This window comes from Pseudomonas sp. Marseille-Q5299 (assembly GCF_943737035.1).
In the GTDB taxonomy this organism is placed as follows: Bacteria; Pseudomonadota; Gammaproteobacteria; order Pseudomonadales; family Pseudomonadaceae; genus Aquipseudomonas; species Aquipseudomonas putida_E.
Genome location: NZ_CALSFR010000012.1, coordinates 51,937 through 71,573 on the forward strand (window position 1 = coordinate 51,937; position 19,637 = coordinate 71,573).

Genomic DNA, 19,637 nt, shown 5'->3' on the forward strand with positions numbered 1-19,637 from the left:
CCGGCTCCTACAGGTACCCCGCTGCTCTCAAGCTCAGCGCTAACCCAGTGGGAGCCGGCCGTCACGCGCCGCTGCGCACACGATGCATCACCACCCCCACCAGCACCACATTGACCAGCGCCAACAGGCACAAGGTCACCAGCACCCCCATCGCGCCAAAGTGCTCGAACAGGTAGCCCCCCACCAGCGGCGTCAACGCTTGGCCGATCAGCGACGGCCGCGACATGCGCCCCATCAACAGCACGTATTGCGCAGGCGGCATCATCGCCAAGGGCAACAGCCCGCGCACGATCGCCCGCAAGCCATTACCACAACCGAACACCAGCAGGCCCACGGCCGTGGCCGCCGGCACCAGTGTCACCAGCAGCAGACCGACCAGCACCAGGCTGACCCAAGCCAAGGCCGTCCAGATCGGATGGCGCTGGCCGGCCAGAATCTGCAACACCCTGGAGGCCACCTGGCTGGGACCGAGCATCGCCGCCAGGCCAATTGCCACCGGCAGCGAGTGCCCAAGGCCCTGGAGCACGGCTACCAGTTGCACGGCAATTGCCGTCATGATGATCGCGCCAATAGCGAACATGCTGGTCAACAGCAGGTAAAGCTGGCGGTCGACCCCGGTCGCGGTGCCTTGATCCTGTGCCTTGCGTACCTCAACCCGCCCTCCGGCCGGCAACACGCGCCAATACAGAGGCGCCACCACCAACAGCAACACGAGCGCATAGCAGCCGCAAGTGGTGCGCCAGCCCAGGTGTTCGATGGCCAAGGCCACGGTCGGCCAAGACAGGGTCGAGGCGAAACCGGCGATCAGGGTGATACCCGTAATGGCTTTGCCCGCACCCTCGCCATACAACCCGCCAAGGGTGGCGAACAGTGCCTCGTACAGCCCCATCGCCATGCCGACCCCGATCACCACCCAAGCCAGCAAAAACAGCCCCAGGCCCTGGCTGGCTGCCATGATCAGCAAGCCCACCGCAACCACGGCGCCACTGGCTGCCATCTGCGGACGGCCACCGTAGCGTGCAACAAGGCGGCTGGACAGCGGGGCAAACAGCGCCGAGACCATCAAACTCAGCGATAGCGCACCGTACACCCACTGGCTGGGCCAGCCAGTGTCGCGGCTGATTGGCTCGGCCATCACCGCCATGAGGAAGAACGAACCGCCCCAGACCAGGATTTGCAGTATGCCCAGGCAGACGATGCCGAGGGGCCCGGGGAGTTGCGGGGAGCTGTTCACGATCGGGCCTTGGTTCACATACGGGGGAGGATCAGAGCCGGCACCCTACCATGCTCGCCATCGATGAAATATCCCGACATATCATTGGGCGTGATAATAACCTTCGCTGCGTTCGATTCGTGCGTCACGCGCAAGGCACTCACACTCCGCCCACTACTAATACTTTGGCGGAGTTCTCCATGGACCACTCACTCAAACCCTTGCGCTTCCCCCTCGCTGCCCTGGCAGTGGTGGTGCTCAGCGCTTGTGGCCGCACCCCAGATGCCGTGCAGGCTCCCGCCGCGCCCAAGGTCACCGTCGCCAAGGTGATCGAGCAGCCGATCAACGAATGGGACGAATTCACTGGCCGCCTCGAGGCCCCGGAAACCGTCGAAGTGCGCCCGCGCGTGTCCGGCCAGATCGACCTGGTGGGCTTCACCGAAGGCGCCCAGGTCAAGAAAGGCGACCTGCTGTTCCAGATCGATCCACGCCCGTTCCAGGCTGAAGTGCGCCGCCTCGAAGCCCAGTTGCAACAGGCCAAGGCCACCGCCATCCGCAGCGCCAATGAAGCTCGCCGTGGCGAGCGTCTGCGTGACAGCAACGCCATCTCCGCCGAGCTTGCCGAGTCGCGCAGCAGCGCTGCCGCCGAGGCCCGCGCCGGGGTCGATGCGATCCAGGCCGAGCTTGACCTGGCCCGCCTGAACCTCAGCTTCACCCGCGTCACCGCGCCGATCAGCGGCCGTGTCAGCCGCGCCCAGTACACCGCCGGCAACATCGTCACTGCCGATGTCACGCCACTGACCAGCGTGGTCTCCACCGACAAGGTCTATGCCTACTTCGATACCGACGAGCGCGTGTACCTCAAGTACACCCAGCTGGCGCGTGAAGGCCAGCGCGGCCAGGCCACCCCGGTCTACCTGGGCCTGACCAACGAAACCGGCAACCCGCATCTGGGCCACATGAACTTCGTCGACAACCAGGTCAACCCGCGCACCGGCACCATCCGTGGCCGCGCCGTGTTCGACAACCGCGACGGCCAGTTCACCCCTGGCCTGTATGCCCGCCTGAAACTGGTGGGCAGCGCCCAGTACGACGCGGTACTGATCAACGATGAAGCCGTGGGCACTGACCTTGGCAAGAAGTTCGTACTGGTCATGGACAAGGACAACAAGGCGACCTACCGCACCGTGGAACTGGGGCCCAAGCTCGAAGGCCTGCGCATCGTACGCAGCGGCCTGGGCAAGGATGACCGCATCGTGGTCAAGGGCCTGCAGCGGGTACGCCCTGGCTCGCCAGTCACCCCGCAAGAAACGCCCATGGCCAGCGAGCAGACCCTCGCCGCCCTCGCCCAGCAGCGCCAGGCTCTGGAAGCCAGCAACCCGGCGCCGAAGGTTGCCGGCACCCATGCAAAAGTCGCCGGCGCCCAAGCGCCGCGCGGTTAAGGGACAACACCGATGAACTTTTCGAAATTCTTCATTACCCGGCCGATCTTCGCCGCGGTGCTGTCGCTGGTGCTGCTGATCGCGGGTTCCATCTCGCTGTTCCAGTTGCCGATCAGTGAATACCCGGAAGTGGTGCCGCCTACCGTGGTGGTGCGCGCCAACTTCCCGGGTGCCAACCCCAAGGTGATCGGCGAAACCGTCGCCGCACCGCTGGAGCAGGCCATCACCGGTGTCGAGAACATGTTGTACATGTCCTCGCAATCCACTGCCGATGGCAAGCTCACCCTGACCATCACCTTCGCCCTGGGCACCGACCTGGACAACGCGCAGGTGCAGGTACAGAACCGTGTCACGCGCACCCAGCCCAAGCTGCCGGAAGAAGTGACCCGTATCGGTATCACCGTCGACAAGGCTTCGCCCGACCTGACCATGGTGGTGCACCTGACTTCGCCGGACAACCGCTACGACATGCTCTACCTGTCCAACTACGCCATCCTCAACATCAAGGATGAACTGGCGCGCCTGGGCGGCGTGGGCGATGTGCAACTGTTCGGCATGGGCGACTACTCGCTGCGGGTGTGGCTCGACCCGAACAAGACCGCTTCGCGCAACCTGACCGCCGGTGACGTGGTCGCGGCCATCCGCGAACAGAACCGCCAGGTTGCCGCGGGCCAGCTGGGTGCACCGCCCGCCCCCGGTTCGACCAGCTTCCAGCTGTCGATCAACACCCAGGGCCGGCTGGTGAACGAGGAAGAGTTCGAGAACATCATCATCCGCGCCGGTGCCGATGGCGAAATCACTCGCCTGAAGGACATCGCCCGGGTCGAGCTGGGCTCCAGCCAGTACGCCCTGCGCTCGCTGCTGAACAACCAGCCGGCGGTGGCCATTCCGATCTTCCAGCGCCCGGGCTCAAATGCCATCGAGATCTCCGACGAAGTACGGGCGAAGATGGCCGAGCTGAAGAAAGATTTCCCTGAAGGCATGGACTACAGCATCGTCTATGACCCGACCATCTTCGTGCGTGGCTCCATCGAAGCGGTGGTGCACACCCTGTTCGAAGCGCTGGTGCTGGTGGTGCTGGTGGTGATCCTGTTCCTGCAGACCTGGCGCGCCTCGATCATCCCGCTGCTGGCTGTACCGGTGTCGCTGATCGGGACCTTCGCGGTGATGCACCTGTTCGGCTTCTCGCTCAACGCCCTGTCGCTGTTCGGGCTGGTATTGGCCATCGGTATCGTGGTGGACGACGCCATCGTCGTGGTGGAAAACGTCGAACGCAACATCGGGCTGGGCCTCAAACCGCTGGAGGCCACGCAAAAGGCAATGGGCGAAGTGACCGGGCCGATCATCGCCACCGCCCTGGTGCTGTGCGCAGTGTTCGTGCCCGCCGCGTTCATCTCCGGGCTTACCGGGCAGTTCTACAAACAGTTCGCCCTGACCATCGCCATCTCGACGGTGATTTCGGCGTTCAACTCGCTGACCCTGTCGCCGGCCCTGGCCGCCGTGCTGCTCAAGGACCACCACGCACCTAAGGATCGCTTCTCGCGGCTGCTGGAAAAACTGCTGGGCAGCTGGCTGTTCGCCCCGTTCAACCGCTTCTTCGACCGCGCCAGCCACAGTTACGTCGGTGGCGTGCGCCGGGTCATCCGCTCCAGCGGCATCGCCCTGTTCGTCTATGCCGGCCTGATGGGCCTGACCTACCTGGGTTTCTCGTCCACGCCGACCGGTTTCGTCCCAGCGCAGGACAAGCAGTACCTGGTGGCATTCGCCCAGTTGCCTGACGCCGCCAGCCTCGACCGCACCGAGGCGGTGATCAAGCGCATGAGCGAAATCGCCCTGAAGCAACCCGGCGTGGCCGACTCGGTAGCCTTCCCGGGCCTGTCGATCAACGGTTTCACCAACAGCCCCAACAGCGGCATCGTGTTCACCCCGCTCAAGCCGTTCGATGAGCGCAAGGACCCGAGCCAGTCGGCAGCGGCCATCGCTGCGGCGTTGAACGCCCAGTTCGCCGACATCCAGGATGCCTACATCGCGATCTTCCCCCCACCGCCAGTACAAGGCCTGGGCACCATCGGCGGCTTCCGCCTGCAGATCGAAGACCGTGGCAACCTGGGCTACGAAGCGCTGTACAAGGAAACCCAGAACATCATCGCCAAGAGCCACAACGTGCCGGAGCTGGCTGGCCTGTTCACCAGTTACCAGGTGAACGTGCCGCAGGTCGATGCGGCCATCGACCGGGAAAAGGCCAAGACCCACGGCGTGGCGATCACCGACATCTTCGACACCCTGCAGGTTTACCTGGGCTCGCTGTACACCAACGACTTCAACCGCTTCGGCCGCACCTACCAGGTCAACGTCCAGGCTGAGCAGCAGTTCCGCCTCGATGCCGAGCAGATCGGCCAGTTGAAGGTGCGCAACAACCTGGGCGAGATGATCCCGCTGGCGACCTTCCTGAAGGTCAGCGACACCTCCGGGCCTGATCGCGTGATGCACTACAACGGCTTCATCACTGCGGAAATCAACGGCGCGGCTGCCCCGGGCTACAGTTCCGGCCAGGCCGAAGCGGCCATCGAGAAACTGCTGAACGAGGAACTGCCCAACGGCATGACCTTCGAGTGGACCGACCTGACCTACCAGCAGATCCTCTCCGGCAACACCGCGCTGCTGGTGTTCCCGCTGTGCGTGCTGCTGGCGTTCCTGGTGCTGGCGGCCCAATACGAAAGCTGGAGCCTGCCGCTGGCGGTGATCCTGATCGTGCCGATGACCTTGCTGTCGGCGATTACCGGAGTGATCGTCTCCGGTGGCGACAACAACATCTTCACCCAGATCGGTTTGATCGTACTGGTGGGCCTGGCGTGCAAGAACGCCATCCTTATCGTCGAGTTCGCCAAGGACGAACAGGCCAAGGGCCTCGACCCGCTGGCTGCGGTGCTGGAAGCCTGCCGCCTGCGCCTGCGGCCGATCCTGATGACCTCGATTGCGTTCATCATGGGCGTGGTGCCGCTAGTGTTCTCCTCCGGTGCCGGCTCGGAAATGCGCCATGCGATGGGCGTCGCGGTGTTCTCGGGGATGATCGGCGTGACCGTGTTCGGCCTGTTCCTGACACCGGTGTTCTTCTTCCTGATTCGCCGTTTCGTCGAACGTCGCCAGGCCCGCAAGGCCGAACGCGTTCAATCGCTGGAGAACCACGCATGAAGCTGCTCAAACCCCTGACCCCGAGCCTGCTGGCCCTGGCCCTGGCGGCCTGCGCGGTAGGCCCGGACTACAAAGCGCCGGACACTGAGCCTGCGCGTTTGGCCAGCGACGTGCAGGCCAAGGCCTTCGACCGTAGCCGCTTCGAAAGCGTGTGGTGGAAGCAGTTCGATGACCCGGTACTCAACCAGTTGGTGCAGGCTTCGCTGGACGGCAACCGCGACCTGCGCGTGGCCTTTGCACGGCTCAAGTCGGCGCGGGCGATCCGCGATGATGCCGCCAATGACCAGTTGCCGGTGGTCACCAGCCGCGCCAGCAGTGAGATCGGCAAGGGCCAGGTACCCGGCCAGACCGATCAACGGGTCAACAGCGAGCGTTACGACCTGGGCCTGGACATGGCCTGGGAGCTCGACCTGTTCGGCCGTATCCAGCGCCAGATCGAGGCCAGCGACGCTCAGGCAGCGGCCGCCCAGGCCGACCTGCAACAGCTGCAGGTCAGCCTGATCGCCGAACTGGTCGATGCCTATGGCCAACTGCGGGGTGCACAACTGCGCGAGAAGATCGCCGTGGCCAACCTCAAGACCCAGCAGGAGTCGCGCAGCATCACGGTGACCCTGCGCGACGCCGGGGTCGGCAACGAGCTCGATGTGGTGCGCGCCGACGCCCGCCTGGCCGGGGTCGAAGCCACCGTGCCACAACTGCAGGCCGAGCAGGCACGGGCTCGCCACCGGATTGCCACCCTGCTCGGCCAGCGCCCGGATGCCCTGAGCGTGGACCTCTCGCCCAAGGCCTTGCCGGCTATCGCCAAGGCCCTGCCGGTGGGCGATCCGGGTGAGCTGCTGCGCCGCCGCCCGGATATCCGTAGTGCCGAGCGCCAACTGGCCGCAGCCACCGCCAATGTGGGCGTGGCGACTGCCGACCTGTTCCCGCGGGTGAGCCTGAGCGGCTTTTTAGGCTTTACCGCCGCGCGCGGTTCGCAGATCGGTTCGTCGGCAGCCAACGCCTGGGGGCTGGGGCCAAGCATCACTTGGGCTGCGTTCGATCTGGGCAGCGTGCGGGCCCGACTGCGCGGTGCCAAAGCCGATGCCGAAGGGGCCTTGGCCAACTATGAGCAACAGGTACTGCTGGCCTTGGAAGAGTCGGCCAACGCCTTCAGCGACTATGACAAGACCCAGCAGCGGCTGCTGTCGCTGATGCGCCAGAGCGAGGCCAGCCGCAAGGCGGCTGACCTGGCTTCGGTGCGTTACCGCGAAGGTACGGTGGATTATCTGGTGCTGCTCGATGCCGAGCGTGAGCGGCTGAGCGCCGAAGATGCACAGGCGCAGGGCGAGGTTGACCTGTATCGCGGCATTGTCTCGATCTACAAGGCGCTGGGCGGCGGCTGGCAGCCGGACTCGGTGGCCAGCGTGCGCTGATTTCCCACTTTTTAAACGACTCCTTTGGTTGGCTCCTCCCCCAACCGTTTGCCCCGCTGGCCTTGGCTTGCGGGGCTTTTTTTGGTTTGTTTACAGGTCGCTGATGGTGCGGCCGGGCGCATGCCTTGATTGCTGTGCTGCCCTTGCAGCCCACGCCAATCTGCCCCAAGCTTCCACTTCCCCTGCCATGGCCCCCTCCGATGCCCACACGCCACCGCTACCTGATCGCTGCTTTACTGCTGATTCTGGTATCAGTCGGCATCGCCTACCTGCGCCGCGATACCCCGCCAGCACAACCGACACTACCCCCGCACAGCTACGCCAAAGCCCTGCGCCAGGCGCATGAAGGCCAACCGGGCGCTGCGCGGGTGCTCTACCAGCAACTGCAACGCAACGACCTGGCGCCGATCCGCCGCGCAGCCCTGTACGCAGAGCTGCCCAACTACCCCTCGCCACAAGCGCTGAAACTGGCCCGCATGGACCTGGAAAACGATGAGCCCTTGGTCCGTCGCGCGGCCATCGCCAGCATCCGCCGCCTGCTGCCCGCCGCACAACGCAGCCTGGTTCTTGGCCCCCTGCTCGATGATGACGAGCAAAGCGTACGCTTTGCCGCCGTCGATGCCTTGCTTGGCCTGGACCCCGACGCCATTGGTCTGTACTTCGGCCCACTGCAGGCGGCACTGGAGCAATACCAGCAAACGCTGGAAAAACAACCTGAGGATGCGGCGGCCCAGGTGCACCTGGCACGCCTGTATCTGCATGAGAATGACTACACCGAGGCCGCAGCCGCCCTGCACCGCAGCCTTGCATCAAATCCGGACAACCTCGACGCCCTGGCGACCCAGGTACGCTTGCTCGAACGTCAAGGCCATCACGACCAGTCCCGGCAGGTACTGGCCCAGGCACTGGCGCTGCGACCGGATTCGGCCTTCCTGCAACACGAACTGGGGCGCTGGCTGATCCGCCATGGCCAGCGCGAATTCGCCCTGCTCGCGTTGTCCCGCGCGGTCGAGCTGGAGCCGGACAATGCCGACTATCGCTATAACCTGGCAGTGACCCTGCACGACCTGGAACAGTCCGATGCAGCGCAAAAGCAGCTTGAAACCCTGCTCAGCCGGCAACCGGCCAACCGGCGGGCACGGGTGTTGCTGATTCGATACTGGAAAGAAACAGGTCAATTGCAGAACGTTCAGGTGCTGCTTGCCGAACTGGAGCGGCAAAACCCGGATGACCCATTTCTGCAGCAAGGACTTTAGATACGTTGAACCCTGGGGGTTTGCCTGCGGTCCAGTGGGTAACGGACCACTCACGGCTTGGCCAGGCATGGCAGCCCTTAAGGAGAATCACATTGGCCAGCTCGCTGTCGCTGGACGAACGTGCCTTGATTCTGGCACCCAGGCAACTTGCCACGCACACCTCGACGTTTCTGACGAGCGCTGGCATCGATTGCGTGTGTTCGCGCGACATCACCCATCTGCGGGACGGGCTGGACAGAGGCGCAGGCTTGCTGGTCGTCGACGAACACACGCTCAACAGCAGCCAAAATGAACTGCTGCAGGCTTTTATCGACCAGCAACCGCCCTGGTCGGACCTCCCCATCGTGCTGCTCACGCAAACCCCACAAGCCTCAGCCAGCCCCTGTACGCCCGCCGACCATCCACTGGGTAACCTGACACTGCTGGCTATTCCGTTCGAAGATGAACAGTTGCTTGAACTGATCAAGTTGGCGCTGCGTCAACGTCGCCGGCAATACCTGGCTCGCGACCAGTTAATCGATCTGCAGCAACGCCTGGATGGACACAGCGAGGCACAGCACAGCACCGAGCAGGCTATGCACCAGACCCGCAAGATGGACGCCATCGGGCAATTGGCCGGGGGGGTGGCTCACGATTTCAATAATCTGCTGACCAGTATCGGGGGGAGCTTCGAACTGATCGACAGGCGGTTGAAACAAGGCAGCACCAAGGGGCTGGAAGGCCTGCTCAGCAGGGGGCAGGAAGCCGTTTCGCGTGCAGCGCGCCTCACCCATCGGCTGTTGGCGTTTTCGTCCCGACAATCGCTGCACAGCCGTCGCATCGACTTACGGGCGCTGCTGCAGCCACAACGGCTGGAGGCCGTACTGCAGCATGGCGTATTACTGCAACTGCAAATACCTGAACACACCTGGCCAGTGGCCGGCGACGACACACAATTGCAAGAAGCCGTGGACAACCTGCTGCTCAATGCCTGCGAAGCCATGCCCAACGGTGGCAAGGTGCGTGTAGAAGCCAGCAATCGAGAGGTAGCAGCGACGCAGTTCGCCGATGGCAGCCTGGCGGTGGGCGACTATACGTGCCTGAGCGTCACTGACGAAGGCCAAGGCATGTCGCAGAGCACGCTCGAACATGCCTTCGAGCCGTTCTTCAGCACCAAGCCGGTGGGCCAAGGTATCGGCCTGGGCCTTTCGATGGTCTACGGCTTCAGCAAACAGTCCCAGGGGCATGTGGTACTGCATAGCCAGATAGGCCAAGGTACCCGCGTGGACCTTTACCTGCCGCGCCACCTGGAGCAGGAGCAAACCCAGGTGCAAGCAGCCCCACCACGTTCACAGGGTGGCGGCCGCACGGTACTGGTGGTCGAGGATGATCCGGATGTGCGCCAGTTGTTGTGCCAGACCCTGCAGGAGCAGGGTTTTCCGTGTTGCAGTGCCTGCAACGCCAGTGAGGCCCTGCAGGTATTGCGCTCATCCAAGGCAATCGACCTGCTGGTCAGTGACGTTGGCCTGCCGGGGATGAACGGGCGGCAACTGGCAGAGATCGCCCGTACCTTGCACCCTCACCTGCCCATATTGTTCATCACTGGCTACACCGAAACGGCAATGGCCCGGGAGGGTTTTCTCGGCGCCGGCATGCAACTGATGTGCAAACCATTCGAACTGGCGCAATTTCATGCCCGAGTAATGCAGATTCTCGGTGAGACCTGACGGGCTCAGTCGTCCAGCAACAGCAGTGCCTGGTTGGCCAAGGTCGACAATTCAAAGGGTTTGATCAGCAGCGCCGTGCCTGGCACTTGCAACAGGCCAGGTTCCAGCGGTTGATCGGTATAGCCGGTGATGAACAGCATCTTCTGGCAAGGGTTGACCGTACGCATGACCTTGGCCAATTGCTGCCCACTGAAGCCTTCAGGTAGCCCGATGTCGGTGATGACCAGATCGTACGGGCCATCGTGACGAAAGCGCTCCATCGCGGTATTGGCGTCGGCCACATCACTCACCGTAAAACCTCGCTCGCGCAGATACTCGCCCATGACCGTGCGCAGGTTATGCTCGTCGTCGATCAACAACACACGCCGCCCACTGGCCAGGGAAACCTGGGGCATCGCCGCAGCAGGCGTTTGCGGTATCGCTTCCAGGCATCGGGGGAAGAGCATGCAGACCTTCGTACCTTGGCCCGGTGACGACTCGATCCATACGTAACCGCCAGATTGGCCGACGAAGCCATGCACCATCGCCAGCCCCATCCCTGAGCCGCGCCCAGTGGGCTTGGTGGTAAAAAATGGCTCGAAGGCCTTGGCCACATCCTTGGCCGGCATGCCATGGCCATCGTCCATGATCTGCAAGCCAAGATAGTCACCTGGCGCCAGACCGCCCTCTTCAGGGAAGGCCGAGGCCAGCCTGGTGTTGATCGTGCGAATCGCAACGTTGCCGCGGCCCAGGCAGGCTTCTCGCGCATTGGCGCACAGGTTGATCAGGCTGCTTTCCAATTGGCCGACATCCAGACACACGGTCCATGGGTCGACATCCAGTTCCCAGGACAAACTCATTTCAGTGCCAACTGCATGGCGCAACATCGGTTCCATGGCAGCCAGGTGGCGGTTCATGTCCAGCGGTGCCGGGGCCAAAGGCTGATGGCGGGAGAAAACCAACAGGCGGTGGGTCAGGTTCATGGCCCGCTGCACCGAGTCGCGCGCCAACGCCACGTAACTGTCAATACGCTCCATGCGCCCCTGGCTCAGACGCCGCTGCAACAATTCAAGGCTGCCGCCAATACCCGACAACAGGTTGTTCATCTCATGGGCCATGCCCCCGGCCAGATGACCGACCACCTCCAGCCTCTGGGTGTTGCGCAGCAGGACCTGAGACTGACGCATGGCCGCCTCACGGTCGCCTGTAATGTCTCGCCCAACGGCAGTCAGCACCGAGCCGTCGAAGCTGCCACTCCAGTGGAACCAGCGGTAATGCCCGTCGACATGGCGCACACGTGTTTCGAGCTCTGCAGGCCCTCTGTCGTTGACGAAATCGATTGCAGCCGCTTCAACTTCTTCCCTGTCGGCCGGATGAACCAGTTCCAGGATCGACATGCCCCGCACCTCAACCTCGCTCCACCCCAGGGCGCGATGCCAGGCCGGGTTGGCTGCCAGCATCTTCAGGTCCAGGCTCACGGTGATCATGGCATCGCGCGACAGGCGCCACATGTAGTCGCGGTCAGCCATGTATCGCGCTATCTGACGCTCGAATGTCTGCGCCTGCTCGCGCCACTTGCCATGTGCAGCCACACCGGCGGAGCTCTGGATCACGGTGTGAAGCATACCTACAACTTCATGGTGCTCGTCACGAATTGGCGCATAACTGAAGACGTACCACGCCTGCCCCCCCGTCTTTGCGCACTTGATCTCATAAGGCTGATCATCGACAAAACTGGTACCACCCTGCAGTGCCTTGAACACCCATGGACCGATATCGTCCCAAACGTCGCTCCACAACGAATCGAAGCGCCTGCCCAGTGCCTGATCCAGGCCACCCAGCAGCGCCACATAGGAATCGTTGTGAACAACGGTCATATTGGGCCCCCAGACCACGGCACTGGGGAAAGAGGAAAGGAGCATCATGTCGATCGCAATGCGCAACGAAGGCTCCCAGTGCGGCAAGGGCCCAAGGTCCGTATGCCGCCAGTCGAACTGCACGATCCTCTCCCTCATGCCACCAGCCGACTCTTTTGTAGGGGTCAGTAATACGCCGTTCGGCGAGGGATCGTAAGGTGTGCTGTTAGCGACCAAAGTGATGGTTCCACTGTTGCTCAAGACTGACGAAGTGATCCTGCATCATCGGCTCCCCGGTTAACTGCTGCAATAGGCCTTTGGCACCACGCCTGCACTCTGGCACCCAAGAGCGGGCAGTGCAAACAACATCGGCCAGCGCAGGAAGCAGCACAAGGCCACTCCCCATACGCTTGCCCGCAAACGCCAGCTATGCTCTATAGGCTTTGCGTGCCATGAGCTGACTTCCCGTTTGATTACAGGCAGGAGTTTAGTAATGAGCAAGAAAATTCTGGTGGTGCTGACCAATACCGCCAAATATCCGACCCTGAGCAGGGCAACCGGTTTATGGCTGGGTGAAGCCGTGCATTTTGTCGATGTGGTTCAGCAGGCAGGTTTTACGGTCGACTACGTCAGCCCCGGCGGCGGCTACGTGCCAATCGATCCGCACAGCCTGCAGATGGCCCCCGAGTTGGATTGGAGCTATTACAACGACAAGGCCTTCATGAACCGGCTGGGCGCCTCGCTAAGCCCCGGCCAGGTCACAGCAGACGAATACTGTGCCATCTATTACACCGGTGGCCATGGCGTTATGTGGGACTTCCCTGACAACCCGCAATTGCAGGAGCTGGCGCGCAAGATATACGAAAAGAATGGCGTTGTGGCCGCTGTCTGCCACGGGGTGGCAGGCCTGCTGAACATCAAGCTCAGCGATAACAAGTTGCTGCTCAAGGACAGCCAGGTCACCGGTTTTTCCAATACTGAAGAAAAGCTTGCCGAACTCGAGGAGGTGGTGCCGTTTCTCACCGAGAACGAACTGGGAGCACGAGGGGGTATTTACAGCAAGCATGATGATCCCTGGAAGCCTTTTGTAGTCTGTGACGGCCGCCTGATCACGGGACAAAACCCCGCCTCTACGCGTTTACTGGCAGAGAAGGTAATTCAGACGCTCAATGGGTAATCCTTCTTACGTCTCGACAATGCAAATCCTCAGTCAGACACGGTTGCGGATTACAGTAGGGGCACCCCTGAATACATAGGCTCTTCGGTCAACTGTCCATCCCGGACAACTCGGATCAGGAGGGCTGCAGTCCCATGTCAAAATTCAGGGTTCTCGGTCGCAGCATGATGGCGCTGCTGCTGACACTGGCGATCAGTTTGATACCTGTTGCGTCAGGCTTGATGGTGATGGTCTATCAGCATGACAACAAGCTCAAAGAGACGGCTCGCGTATCGTTGAAGGAAGCCATCTTTTCCATTGATATGTCCCTTAACCGCTTGCACGACGCTGCTTTGGTGGCAATGCCGCTGGCTGGCAGCGCTTGCGAGACAGCCAAGGCGCACCTGTTGAAACAGGTTCAAGACGTCCGTTACCTGCGAGCGCTGGCATTGACCACCGATGCCCGTATCTACTGTGACACCCTGGTTCCTCCCCGTGCGAAAAACAGGTTTGCGACTGGCTCCGAGGCACCGGTACAACTGATCTTCGATTCTCCTGCAGCACCCAATGCAGTGCTTGTCGCCTACCAGCTTCGCCGCGAAAATCTGGGTGTGATAGCGTCAACCTACGGCATGGAGCTGCGCAACGAACTGCGTGCATTTCAAACCGGGCTGGTGTTGCTGCTGGAGTTCCAAGATTTTTACATCTGGGCAGATGGCGACAGCCGAGACCCTGCCCGCCCCTCTCAATCCGAGTTCTTCATGAGCGGGAAATCGGACAAGTACGGCTACACCGTGAAGGTCGGCTATCCCGACGGCTTTGCCGCTGATGAAAGGCGCCAGATGCTGATGCAGATCCTGCCGTCACTTGCGTTGATCGGCATCATCACAGGTTCGATCTTCTACTGGGGGCTGTTCAGGCAATGGGGTAAGCGTGACTGTACCGCCGCCCGAAAAGCATGACGGCGGTACACTTCACTTATTGAACGTCGAGCACGCCTCGGCGAACCTGGTCGCGTTCGATCGACTCGAACAGCGCCTTGAAGTTGCCTTCGCCAAAGCCGTCATCGCCTTTGCGCTGGATGAACTCGAAGAATACCGGCCCGAGCAGGGTTTCAGAGAAAATCTGCAGCAGCAGGCGCTTGTCGCCTGCCTCGGAAGCGCCGTCCAGGAGAATGCCGCGAGCCTGCAATTGGTCGACCGGTTCACCGTGCCCTGGCAGGCGCTCTTCGAGCATTTCGTAATAGGTCTGCGGCGGCGCAGTCATGAAGCGCATGCCGTAGCCCTTGAGCGCATCCCAGGTCTTGAGCAGGTCATCGGTGAGGAAGGCCACATGCTGGATGCCCTCACCGTTGAACTGCATCAGGAATTCTTCGATCTGCCCCGCCCCTTTGGACGATTCTTCATTGAGCGGGATGCGGATCATGCCATCCGGAGCGGTCATGGCCTTGGAGGTCAGGCCGGTGTACTCGCCCTTGATGTCGAAGTAACGAATCTCTCGGAAGTTGAAGAGTTTTTCGTAGAAGCCGGCCCAGTAAGCCATACGGCCGCGATACACGTTGTGGGTCAGGTGATCGATGATCTTCAGGCCTGCGCCCGCCGGGTGGCGGTCGACGCCTTCGATGAAGTTGAAATCGATGTCGTAGATCGAGCTGCCTTCTTCGAAGCGGTCGATCAGGTACAGCGGAGCGCCGCCGATGCCCTTGATCGCCGGCAGGCGCAGTTCCATCGGGCCGGTTTCGATCTCGACTGGCTGGGCGCCCAACTCCAGGGCACGGGCATAGGCTTCATGAGCGTTGCGTACCCGGAACGCCATACCGCACACCGACGGACCATGCTCGGCTGCAAAGTAGGAGGCGATGCTTTTCGGCTCGTTATTGAGAATAAGGTTGATGCCACCTTGACGATAAAGGTGCACGTCCTTGGAGCGGTGTGTCGCCACCTTGGTGAAACCGAGCATCTGGAACACCGGCTCCAGAACGCCAGGGGTTGGCGAAGCCAGTTCAATGAATTCAAAGCCCATCAGGCCCATAGGATTGTCGAAGATATCAGCCATGTTCGTGTCCTCATCTGCAGCGAAAATTATTGAGTGCGTGGGATGTGGTACGAAAATGGCGGCGAGCAGGGGATGCCGCGCACGCTTCTGGCGAGGAAGTCACCAATGATCAGCTTGAACCCTTGGTTTGTCATATAGTCCCATTCTCGGTGGGGTTGATCCTTCAATGAAGAAAGACCTTATTGTTGTAATCGTAAACCGATTCTACAGTGCGTAAATTTCTTTGTCGCGCATTAGTTCTCCGCCCGCGCCGACAAACGGCTATCCTCAGTCATTTCATGTAAAGATTACGCCAACATGCCCCTGCGCAGTAAAAGTCCCGCCCGCTGGAGCTGGCGCACCCTTCTCCCCTGGGGCGTTGGCATCTTGCCTCTGGCGTTCGGCCTGATCGTGATGAACTGGCAAATCGAGCGCGAACTGCGCGCCAGCAGCCAGGCCACCACGCGGCAAGTGGTCGAACAGGTCGAGCATATTCTCGACAGCCTTTCCGGTGCCGCTCAGGCCTTGCTGCCGTTGGCTGGCAGCCCGTGCGGGCAAGTCGAACTGGCCTTGCGTGGGCAAGTGACGCGCAACGCCTTTGTGCGTTCGACCAACCTGTTCCGGCAAGACACGCTGTACTGCACCTCTCTGTTCGGCGAGTTCGACGAGCCGGTAGACGCCCGCGACTACACCGATGGCAAGCTGTGGCTGATGGACGGCAATTCGGTGACACCCGGGCACCCGTTGCTGGTGTATCGGGCCAGTGACGGCGACCGAGGCGCCATCACCACCGTGGATGGCGACCATCTGCTGACCGCACTGCGCCTTATCGGCCCCAGCGAGGCGCTGCAATTGCGTGTCGGCACGGCGTGGATGGGCAAGGATGGCGTGGTGCATCAAGGCCTACCGCCCACCGCAGCCATTGGCGACGTGACGCTCGGATCGACGCACTACCCTTTCAGCGTTCACGGCGGTTATGCCGCCGACAAGCGAGGCGAAGTGCTGCGCAGCCGCTACCCGGCACTGCTCAGCTTGCTGCTGTTGCTCGGTGTTGCAGCAGGTTGCACTTGTCGCTGGCAAATCCGCCGCGCCAACTCTCCACGCGCCGAACTGCGCCGTGCGCTGGAAGCTGACGAGTTCCTGCCGTACTTCCAGCCGGTGGTGCGCAAAGGCGATTATCGCTGGGCTGGCGCCGAAGTGCTGATGCGCTGGAACCACCCGCACGAGGGCCTGGTGCGCCCCGACCTGTTCATTCCCTATGCCGAACACAGTGGCCAGATCGTCGACATGACCCGTGCGTTGATGCAGCACACGGCGCACAGCCTGGCGCCTTACGCTGCGTTGCTGGAAGACGGCTTCCATATCGGCATCAACATTACGGCCGATCACTGCCGTGACCTCGCCCTGATCGACGACTGCCGCTCATTCCTCGAGCACTTCCCCCCCGGGCGCGTGGTGCTGACGCTGGAGCTGACTGAACGCAAACTGATCGAGGCCACCGGGGTAACCCTCGAACTGTTCGAAAAACTCCACGAAATGGGCGTGATGATCGCACTGGATGACTTCGGCACCGGCCAGTCCAGCCTCAGTTATCTGCGCCAGTTCAAGGTCGACTACCTGAAAATCGACCAGAGCTTCGTGGCAATGATCGGAGGTGATGCACTGTCGCAACACATCCTTGACAGCATCATCGAGCTGTCGGCGAAGCTAGGCCTGGGCATCGTCGCCGAAGGCGTGGAAAGCGAAGTGCAGCGCGACTATCTGGCCCGTTATGGCGTGGATTTTCAGCAAGGCTATCTGTTCGCCAGGCCAATGCCGGCCGCGCAATTTCTTCAGGCACTGGCCACGCGCCCCGGCGTGAGACAGTTGCCGCATGACGCGGCCCCTGAGATCATGCGCGGCTGATCCAGCCGCCCATCCCGCTATTCGAGGCATTCGTGTCAAAAGGCATTCTCTGTTCGGTCATGGCCTCCTGCCTGTTCGCCGTGATGTACTTCTATACCTCCCTGCTCACCCCGCTCGATGGCGAAGAGATCTTCGGCTGGCGCACGCTGCTGACGCTGCCCTGCCTGACGCTGTTCATGCTGGCCAGCAAAGACTGGAAACGGGTCGGTGACTTGCTGGCGCGCGTGCGCCAGACCCCAGTGCTGCTGCTGGGCATGGTCGGCACCTCTTGGCTGATGGGCGTGCAACTGTGGCTGTTCCTCTGGGCGCCCCTGCACGGGCGCAGCCTCGAGGTCTCGATGGGCTACTTCCTGCTGCCGCTGGCGATGGTGCTGACGGGCCGCCTGGTTTACGGCGAACGCCTGTCACGCCTGCAAAAAGTGGCAGTGGCCTGCGCTGCGTTGGGCGTGGCGCATGAGCTTTACCAGCACGGCAGCTTTGCCTGGGAAACCATGCTGGTGATGGTCGGCTACCCCGTCTACTTCGTGCTGCGCCGACGCTGCCGCACCGACCACCTGGGCGGTTTGTGGTGCGACATGTGCCTGTTGCTGCCCTGGGCCCTGTACTTCGTCATCCAGGGGCCGTTGTCCAGCGCTGACCTGCTCACGCACCCAGGCCTTTACGGCCTGATTCCGCTGCTGGGTGCGATCAGCGCGTCAGCCCTGATCGCCTACGTGCTGGCCAGCCGACTGCTGCCGTTCAGCCTGTTCGGCCTGCTCAGTTATGTCGAACCGGTGCTGCTGGTGGGCGTTGCGCTGCTGCTGGGCGAAACCATCGGCCCGGATCAGTGGCTGACTTACCTGCCGATCTGGGCCGCGGTCCTGGTGCTGGTGCTTGAGGGTTTCAGGCACCTGCTGCGCCAACGTCGCCGTTCGGTTTGAGCCGCACCTGGCGCACCCGCCGTTCCTCCACCGCCACCACAGTCATGCTCCAGCCGTTCCAGGCCAGGTGGTCACCGACCACCGGCAGGCGGTCGAGCAGGCTCATCACCAGGCCTGCAAGGGTCTGATAGTCTTCGGTGGCACGCGCGCTGAAGCCGGTGCGCGCCTGCACCTGGCTGAGGTTCAGCGCACCGCTGACGACGAAGCCGTCACCGTCCTCGACGATCGCCGGGCCTTCCACCTCGCTGGCATCAGGCAGCTCACCGGCGATCGACTCGAGGATATCGGTCATGGTCAGCAGGCCGGTGAAGTCACCGAACTCGTTCACCACGAAGGCGATGTGCGTCGACTGCCCGCGCATCTGCTCCAGCGCATTGAGAATGCTGAAGCTCTCCAGCAGGTTCAGCGGTGCCCGGGCCATGCGTTCCAGGTCCGGCTGGTTGCCCGAGAGCAGCTCTTTGAGCAGCTCCTTCTTGTGCACGAAGCCCAGCGGCTCATCGATGCGGCCGTCACGAATCAGCGGCAGGCGCGAGTAAGGTGAGTTGGCCAACGCCTCGGTAATGGTTGCAGCAGGCTGCGCCAGGTCGAGGACGTCGACTTCGGTACGGGCAGTCATTACCGTGCGGATCGGCCGCTCGGCCAGGTTCAGCACCCCACTGATCATCACCCGTTCGCGGCGGTCGAACAGCACATGTTCTTCACCACCGGCGACCAGGTCAGCGATCTCCTCGCCGACCTCGTCAGCCTCCACCCTGCGCCCGCCGAGCAAGCGCAGCACGGCGTGCGCGGTACGCTCACGCAATGGCCGATGCTGCTGCAGGCTTTGCTTGCGGCGGGCACGGGCGAGCTGGTTGAACAGCTCGATGAGGATCGAGAAACCAATGGCCGCATACAGATAGCCTTTGGGGATATGGAAGCCCAGGCCTTCGGCGGTCAGGCTGAAGCCGATCATCATCAAAAAGCCCAGGCACAGCATGATGACCGTCGGGTGGGCATTAACGAAGCGGGTCAGCGGCTTGCTGGCGACGATCATGATACCGATCGAGAAGATCACTGCGATCATCATCACCGACAGGTGTTCGACCATGCCGACGGCAGTAATCACCGCATCCAGCGAGAATACGGCGTCGAGCACCACGATCTGCGCCACGATGGGCCAGAACGCGGCATGGCGCACCGCGCCACTGGCCTGCGTGACATGGCCTTCGAGGCGTTCATGCAATTCCATGGTGGCCTTGAACAGCAGGAACACACCGCCGAACAGCATGATCAGGTCGCGGCCGGAGAAGCTCTTGCCGAACACCTCTAACAACGGCGCGGTCAGGGTGACCATCCACGAGATACTCGCCAGCAAGCCCAGGCGCATGATCAGCGCCAGGCTCAGACCGATCACACGCGCGCGATCGCGCTGATGCGGCGGCAGTTTGTCGGCCAGGATGGCGATGAACACCAGGTTGTCGATACCCAGTACCAGCTCGAGGACGATAAGCGTCAACAGGCCCAGCCAGGCCGTAGGGTCGGCTAGCCATTCCATTAGCGAGTACTCACGAAGCAAGCGTCACGAAG

At 62.1% G+C, this 19,637-nt stretch carries 13 protein-coding genes; 9 read left to right on the top strand and 4 right to left on the bottom strand.

The genetic code is table 11. The features are described 5' to 3' along the window. Positions 1–61: 61 nt before the first annotated feature. Positions 62–1,183: an MFS transporter gene (locus NGJ21_RS24100; RefSeq protein WP_182445340.1), complete on the bottom strand. Its 1,122-nt coding sequence runs from the start codon at positions 1,181–1,183 to the stop codon at positions 62–64. Between the two features lie 230 nt (positions 1,184–1,413). On the opposite strand from NGJ21_RS24100, the gene mexE reads away from it, so the two are divergent. From mexE to NGJ21_RS24125, 5 genes are all read left to right on the top strand, one after another. Continuing rightward, positions 1,414–2,655: a multidrug efflux RND transporter periplasmic adaptor subunit MexE gene (gene mexE, locus NGJ21_RS24105; RefSeq protein WP_115275000.1), complete on the top strand. Its 1,242-nt coding sequence runs from the start codon at positions 1,414–1,416 to the stop codon at positions 2,653–2,655. A gap of 12 nt (positions 2,656–2,667) precedes the next feature. Beyond that, entirely contained in the window at positions 2,668–5,847 is a 3,180-nt protein-coding gene (locus tag NGJ21_RS24110; RefSeq protein WP_012314307.1) for an efflux RND transporter permease subunit, read from the top strand. Further along, positions 5,844–7,259 carry an efflux transporter outer membrane subunit gene (locus tag NGJ21_RS24115; RefSeq protein WP_115275002.1) on the top strand — a complete coding sequence of 472 codons (1,416 nt, stop codon included), beginning with the start codon at positions 5,844–5,846 and terminating at the stop codon, positions 7,257–7,259. The genes NGJ21_RS24110 and NGJ21_RS24115 overlap by 4 nt, the downstream gene beginning before the upstream one ends. 200 nt (positions 7,260–7,459) lie before the next feature. After that, positions 7,460–8,515 (top strand): tetratricopeptide repeat protein, encoded by a 1,056-nt coding sequence (locus NGJ21_RS24120; RefSeq protein ID WP_115275003.1) that lies wholly within the window; start codon positions 7,460–7,462, stop codon positions 8,513–8,515. A gap of 92 nt (positions 8,516–8,607) precedes the next feature. Further along, positions 8,608–10,221, top strand: a complete 1,614-nt coding sequence (locus NGJ21_RS24125; RefSeq protein ID WP_251962811.1) for a response regulator — start codon at positions 8,608–8,610, stop codon at positions 10,219–10,221. Positions 10,222–10,226: 5 nt separating this feature from the next. Here the strand turns inward: NGJ21_RS24125 and NGJ21_RS24130 are convergent, their stop codons facing one another. Next, positions 10,227–12,215 carry a PAS domain-containing hybrid sensor histidine kinase/response regulator family protein gene (locus tag NGJ21_RS24130; RefSeq protein ID WP_115275005.1) on the bottom strand — a complete coding sequence of 663 codons (1,989 nt, stop codon included), beginning with the start codon at positions 12,213–12,215 and terminating at the stop codon, positions 10,227–10,229. 334 nt (positions 12,216–12,549) lie between these two features. Here NGJ21_RS24130 and NGJ21_RS24135 point away from each other — a divergent pair, with 334 nt between their 5' ends. Together NGJ21_RS24135 and NGJ21_RS24140 are read left to right on the top strand one after the other, a co-directional pair. Further along, on the top strand, positions 12,550–13,233 hold the full coding sequence (locus NGJ21_RS24135) for a type 1 glutamine amidotransferase domain-containing protein (RefSeq protein WP_115275006.1): 684 nt from the start codon (positions 12,550–12,552) through the stop codon (positions 13,231–13,233). A 134-nt stretch (positions 13,234–13,367) separates the two neighbouring features. Next, entirely contained in the window at positions 13,368–14,174 is an 807-nt protein-coding gene (locus NGJ21_RS24140; protein WP_115275007.1) for a CSS-motif domain-containing protein, read from the top strand. A gap of 16 nt (positions 14,175–14,190) precedes the next feature. On the opposite strand, the gene hppD is transcribed toward NGJ21_RS24140, so the two are convergent. Continuing rightward, positions 14,191–15,267, bottom strand: coding sequence for a 4-hydroxyphenylpyruvate dioxygenase (gene hppD / locus NGJ21_RS24145; RefSeq protein ID WP_046787683.1), 1,077 nt, complete (start codon positions 15,265–15,267; stop codon positions 14,191–14,193). A 297-nt stretch (positions 15,268–15,564) separates the two neighbouring features. Between hppD and NGJ21_RS24150 the strand changes: the two genes are divergently transcribed. Continuing rightward, the gene (locus NGJ21_RS24150) at positions 15,565–17,151 is read left to right on the top strand and encodes an EAL domain-containing protein (RefSeq protein ID WP_115275008.1); all 1,587 of its coding nucleotides are present in this window, start codon (positions 15,565–15,567) and stop codon (positions 17,149–17,151) included. A gap of 32 nt (positions 17,152–17,183) precedes the next feature. Beyond that, positions 17,184–18,071 (top strand): EamA family transporter RarD, encoded by an 888-nt coding sequence (gene rarD, locus NGJ21_RS24155; RefSeq protein ID WP_115275009.1) that lies wholly within the window; start codon positions 17,184–17,186, stop codon positions 18,069–18,071. Here rarD and NGJ21_RS24160 read toward each other — a convergent pair. After that, complete coding sequence (locus tag NGJ21_RS24160) at positions 18,034–19,605, bottom strand: TerC family protein (protein WP_046787686.1); 1,572 nt, start codon at positions 19,603–19,605, stop codon at positions 18,034–18,036. The genes rarD and NGJ21_RS24160 overlap by 38 nt on opposite strands. Positions 19,606–19,637 lie beyond the last annotated feature (32 nt).

Bases quoted from the DNA above. Each gene is read 5' to 3' on its own strand.
- hppD (WP_046787683.1), bottom strand. From the start codon at position 15,267: ATGGCTGATATCTTCGACAATCCTATGGGCCTGATGGGCTTTGAATTC.
- NGJ21_RS24135 (WP_115275006.1), top strand. From the start codon at position 12,550: ATGAGCAAGAAAATTCTGGTGGTGCTGACCAATACCGCCAAATATCCG.
- NGJ21_RS24150 (WP_115275008.1), top strand. From the start codon at position 15,565: ATGCCCCTGCGCAGTAAAAGTCCCGCCCGCTGGAGCTGGCGCACCCTT.
- NGJ21_RS24130 (WP_115275005.1), bottom strand. From the start codon at position 12,215: ATGAGGGAGAGGATCGTGCAGTTCGACTGGCGGCATACGGACCTTGGG.
- NGJ21_RS24115 (WP_115275002.1), top strand. From the start codon at position 5,844: ATGAAGCTGCTCAAACCCCTGACCCCGAGCCTGCTGGCCCTGGCCCTG.
- NGJ21_RS24140 (WP_115275007.1), top strand. From the start codon at position 13,368: ATGTCAAAATTCAGGGTTCTCGGTCGCAGCATGATGGCGCTGCTGCTG.
- NGJ21_RS24120 (WP_115275003.1), top strand. From the start codon at position 7,460: ATGCCCACACGCCACCGCTACCTGATCGCTGCTTTACTGCTGATTCTG.
- mexE (WP_115275000.1), top strand. From the start codon at position 1,414: ATGGACCACTCACTCAAACCCTTGCGCTTCCCCCTCGCTGCCCTGGCA.
- NGJ21_RS24160 (WP_046787686.1), bottom strand. From the start codon at position 19,605: ATGGAATGGCTAGCCGACCCTACGGCCTGGCTGGGCCTGTTGACGCTT.
- NGJ21_RS24110 (WP_012314307.1), top strand. From the start codon at position 2,668: ATGAACTTTTCGAAATTCTTCATTACCCGGCCGATCTTCGCCGCGGTG.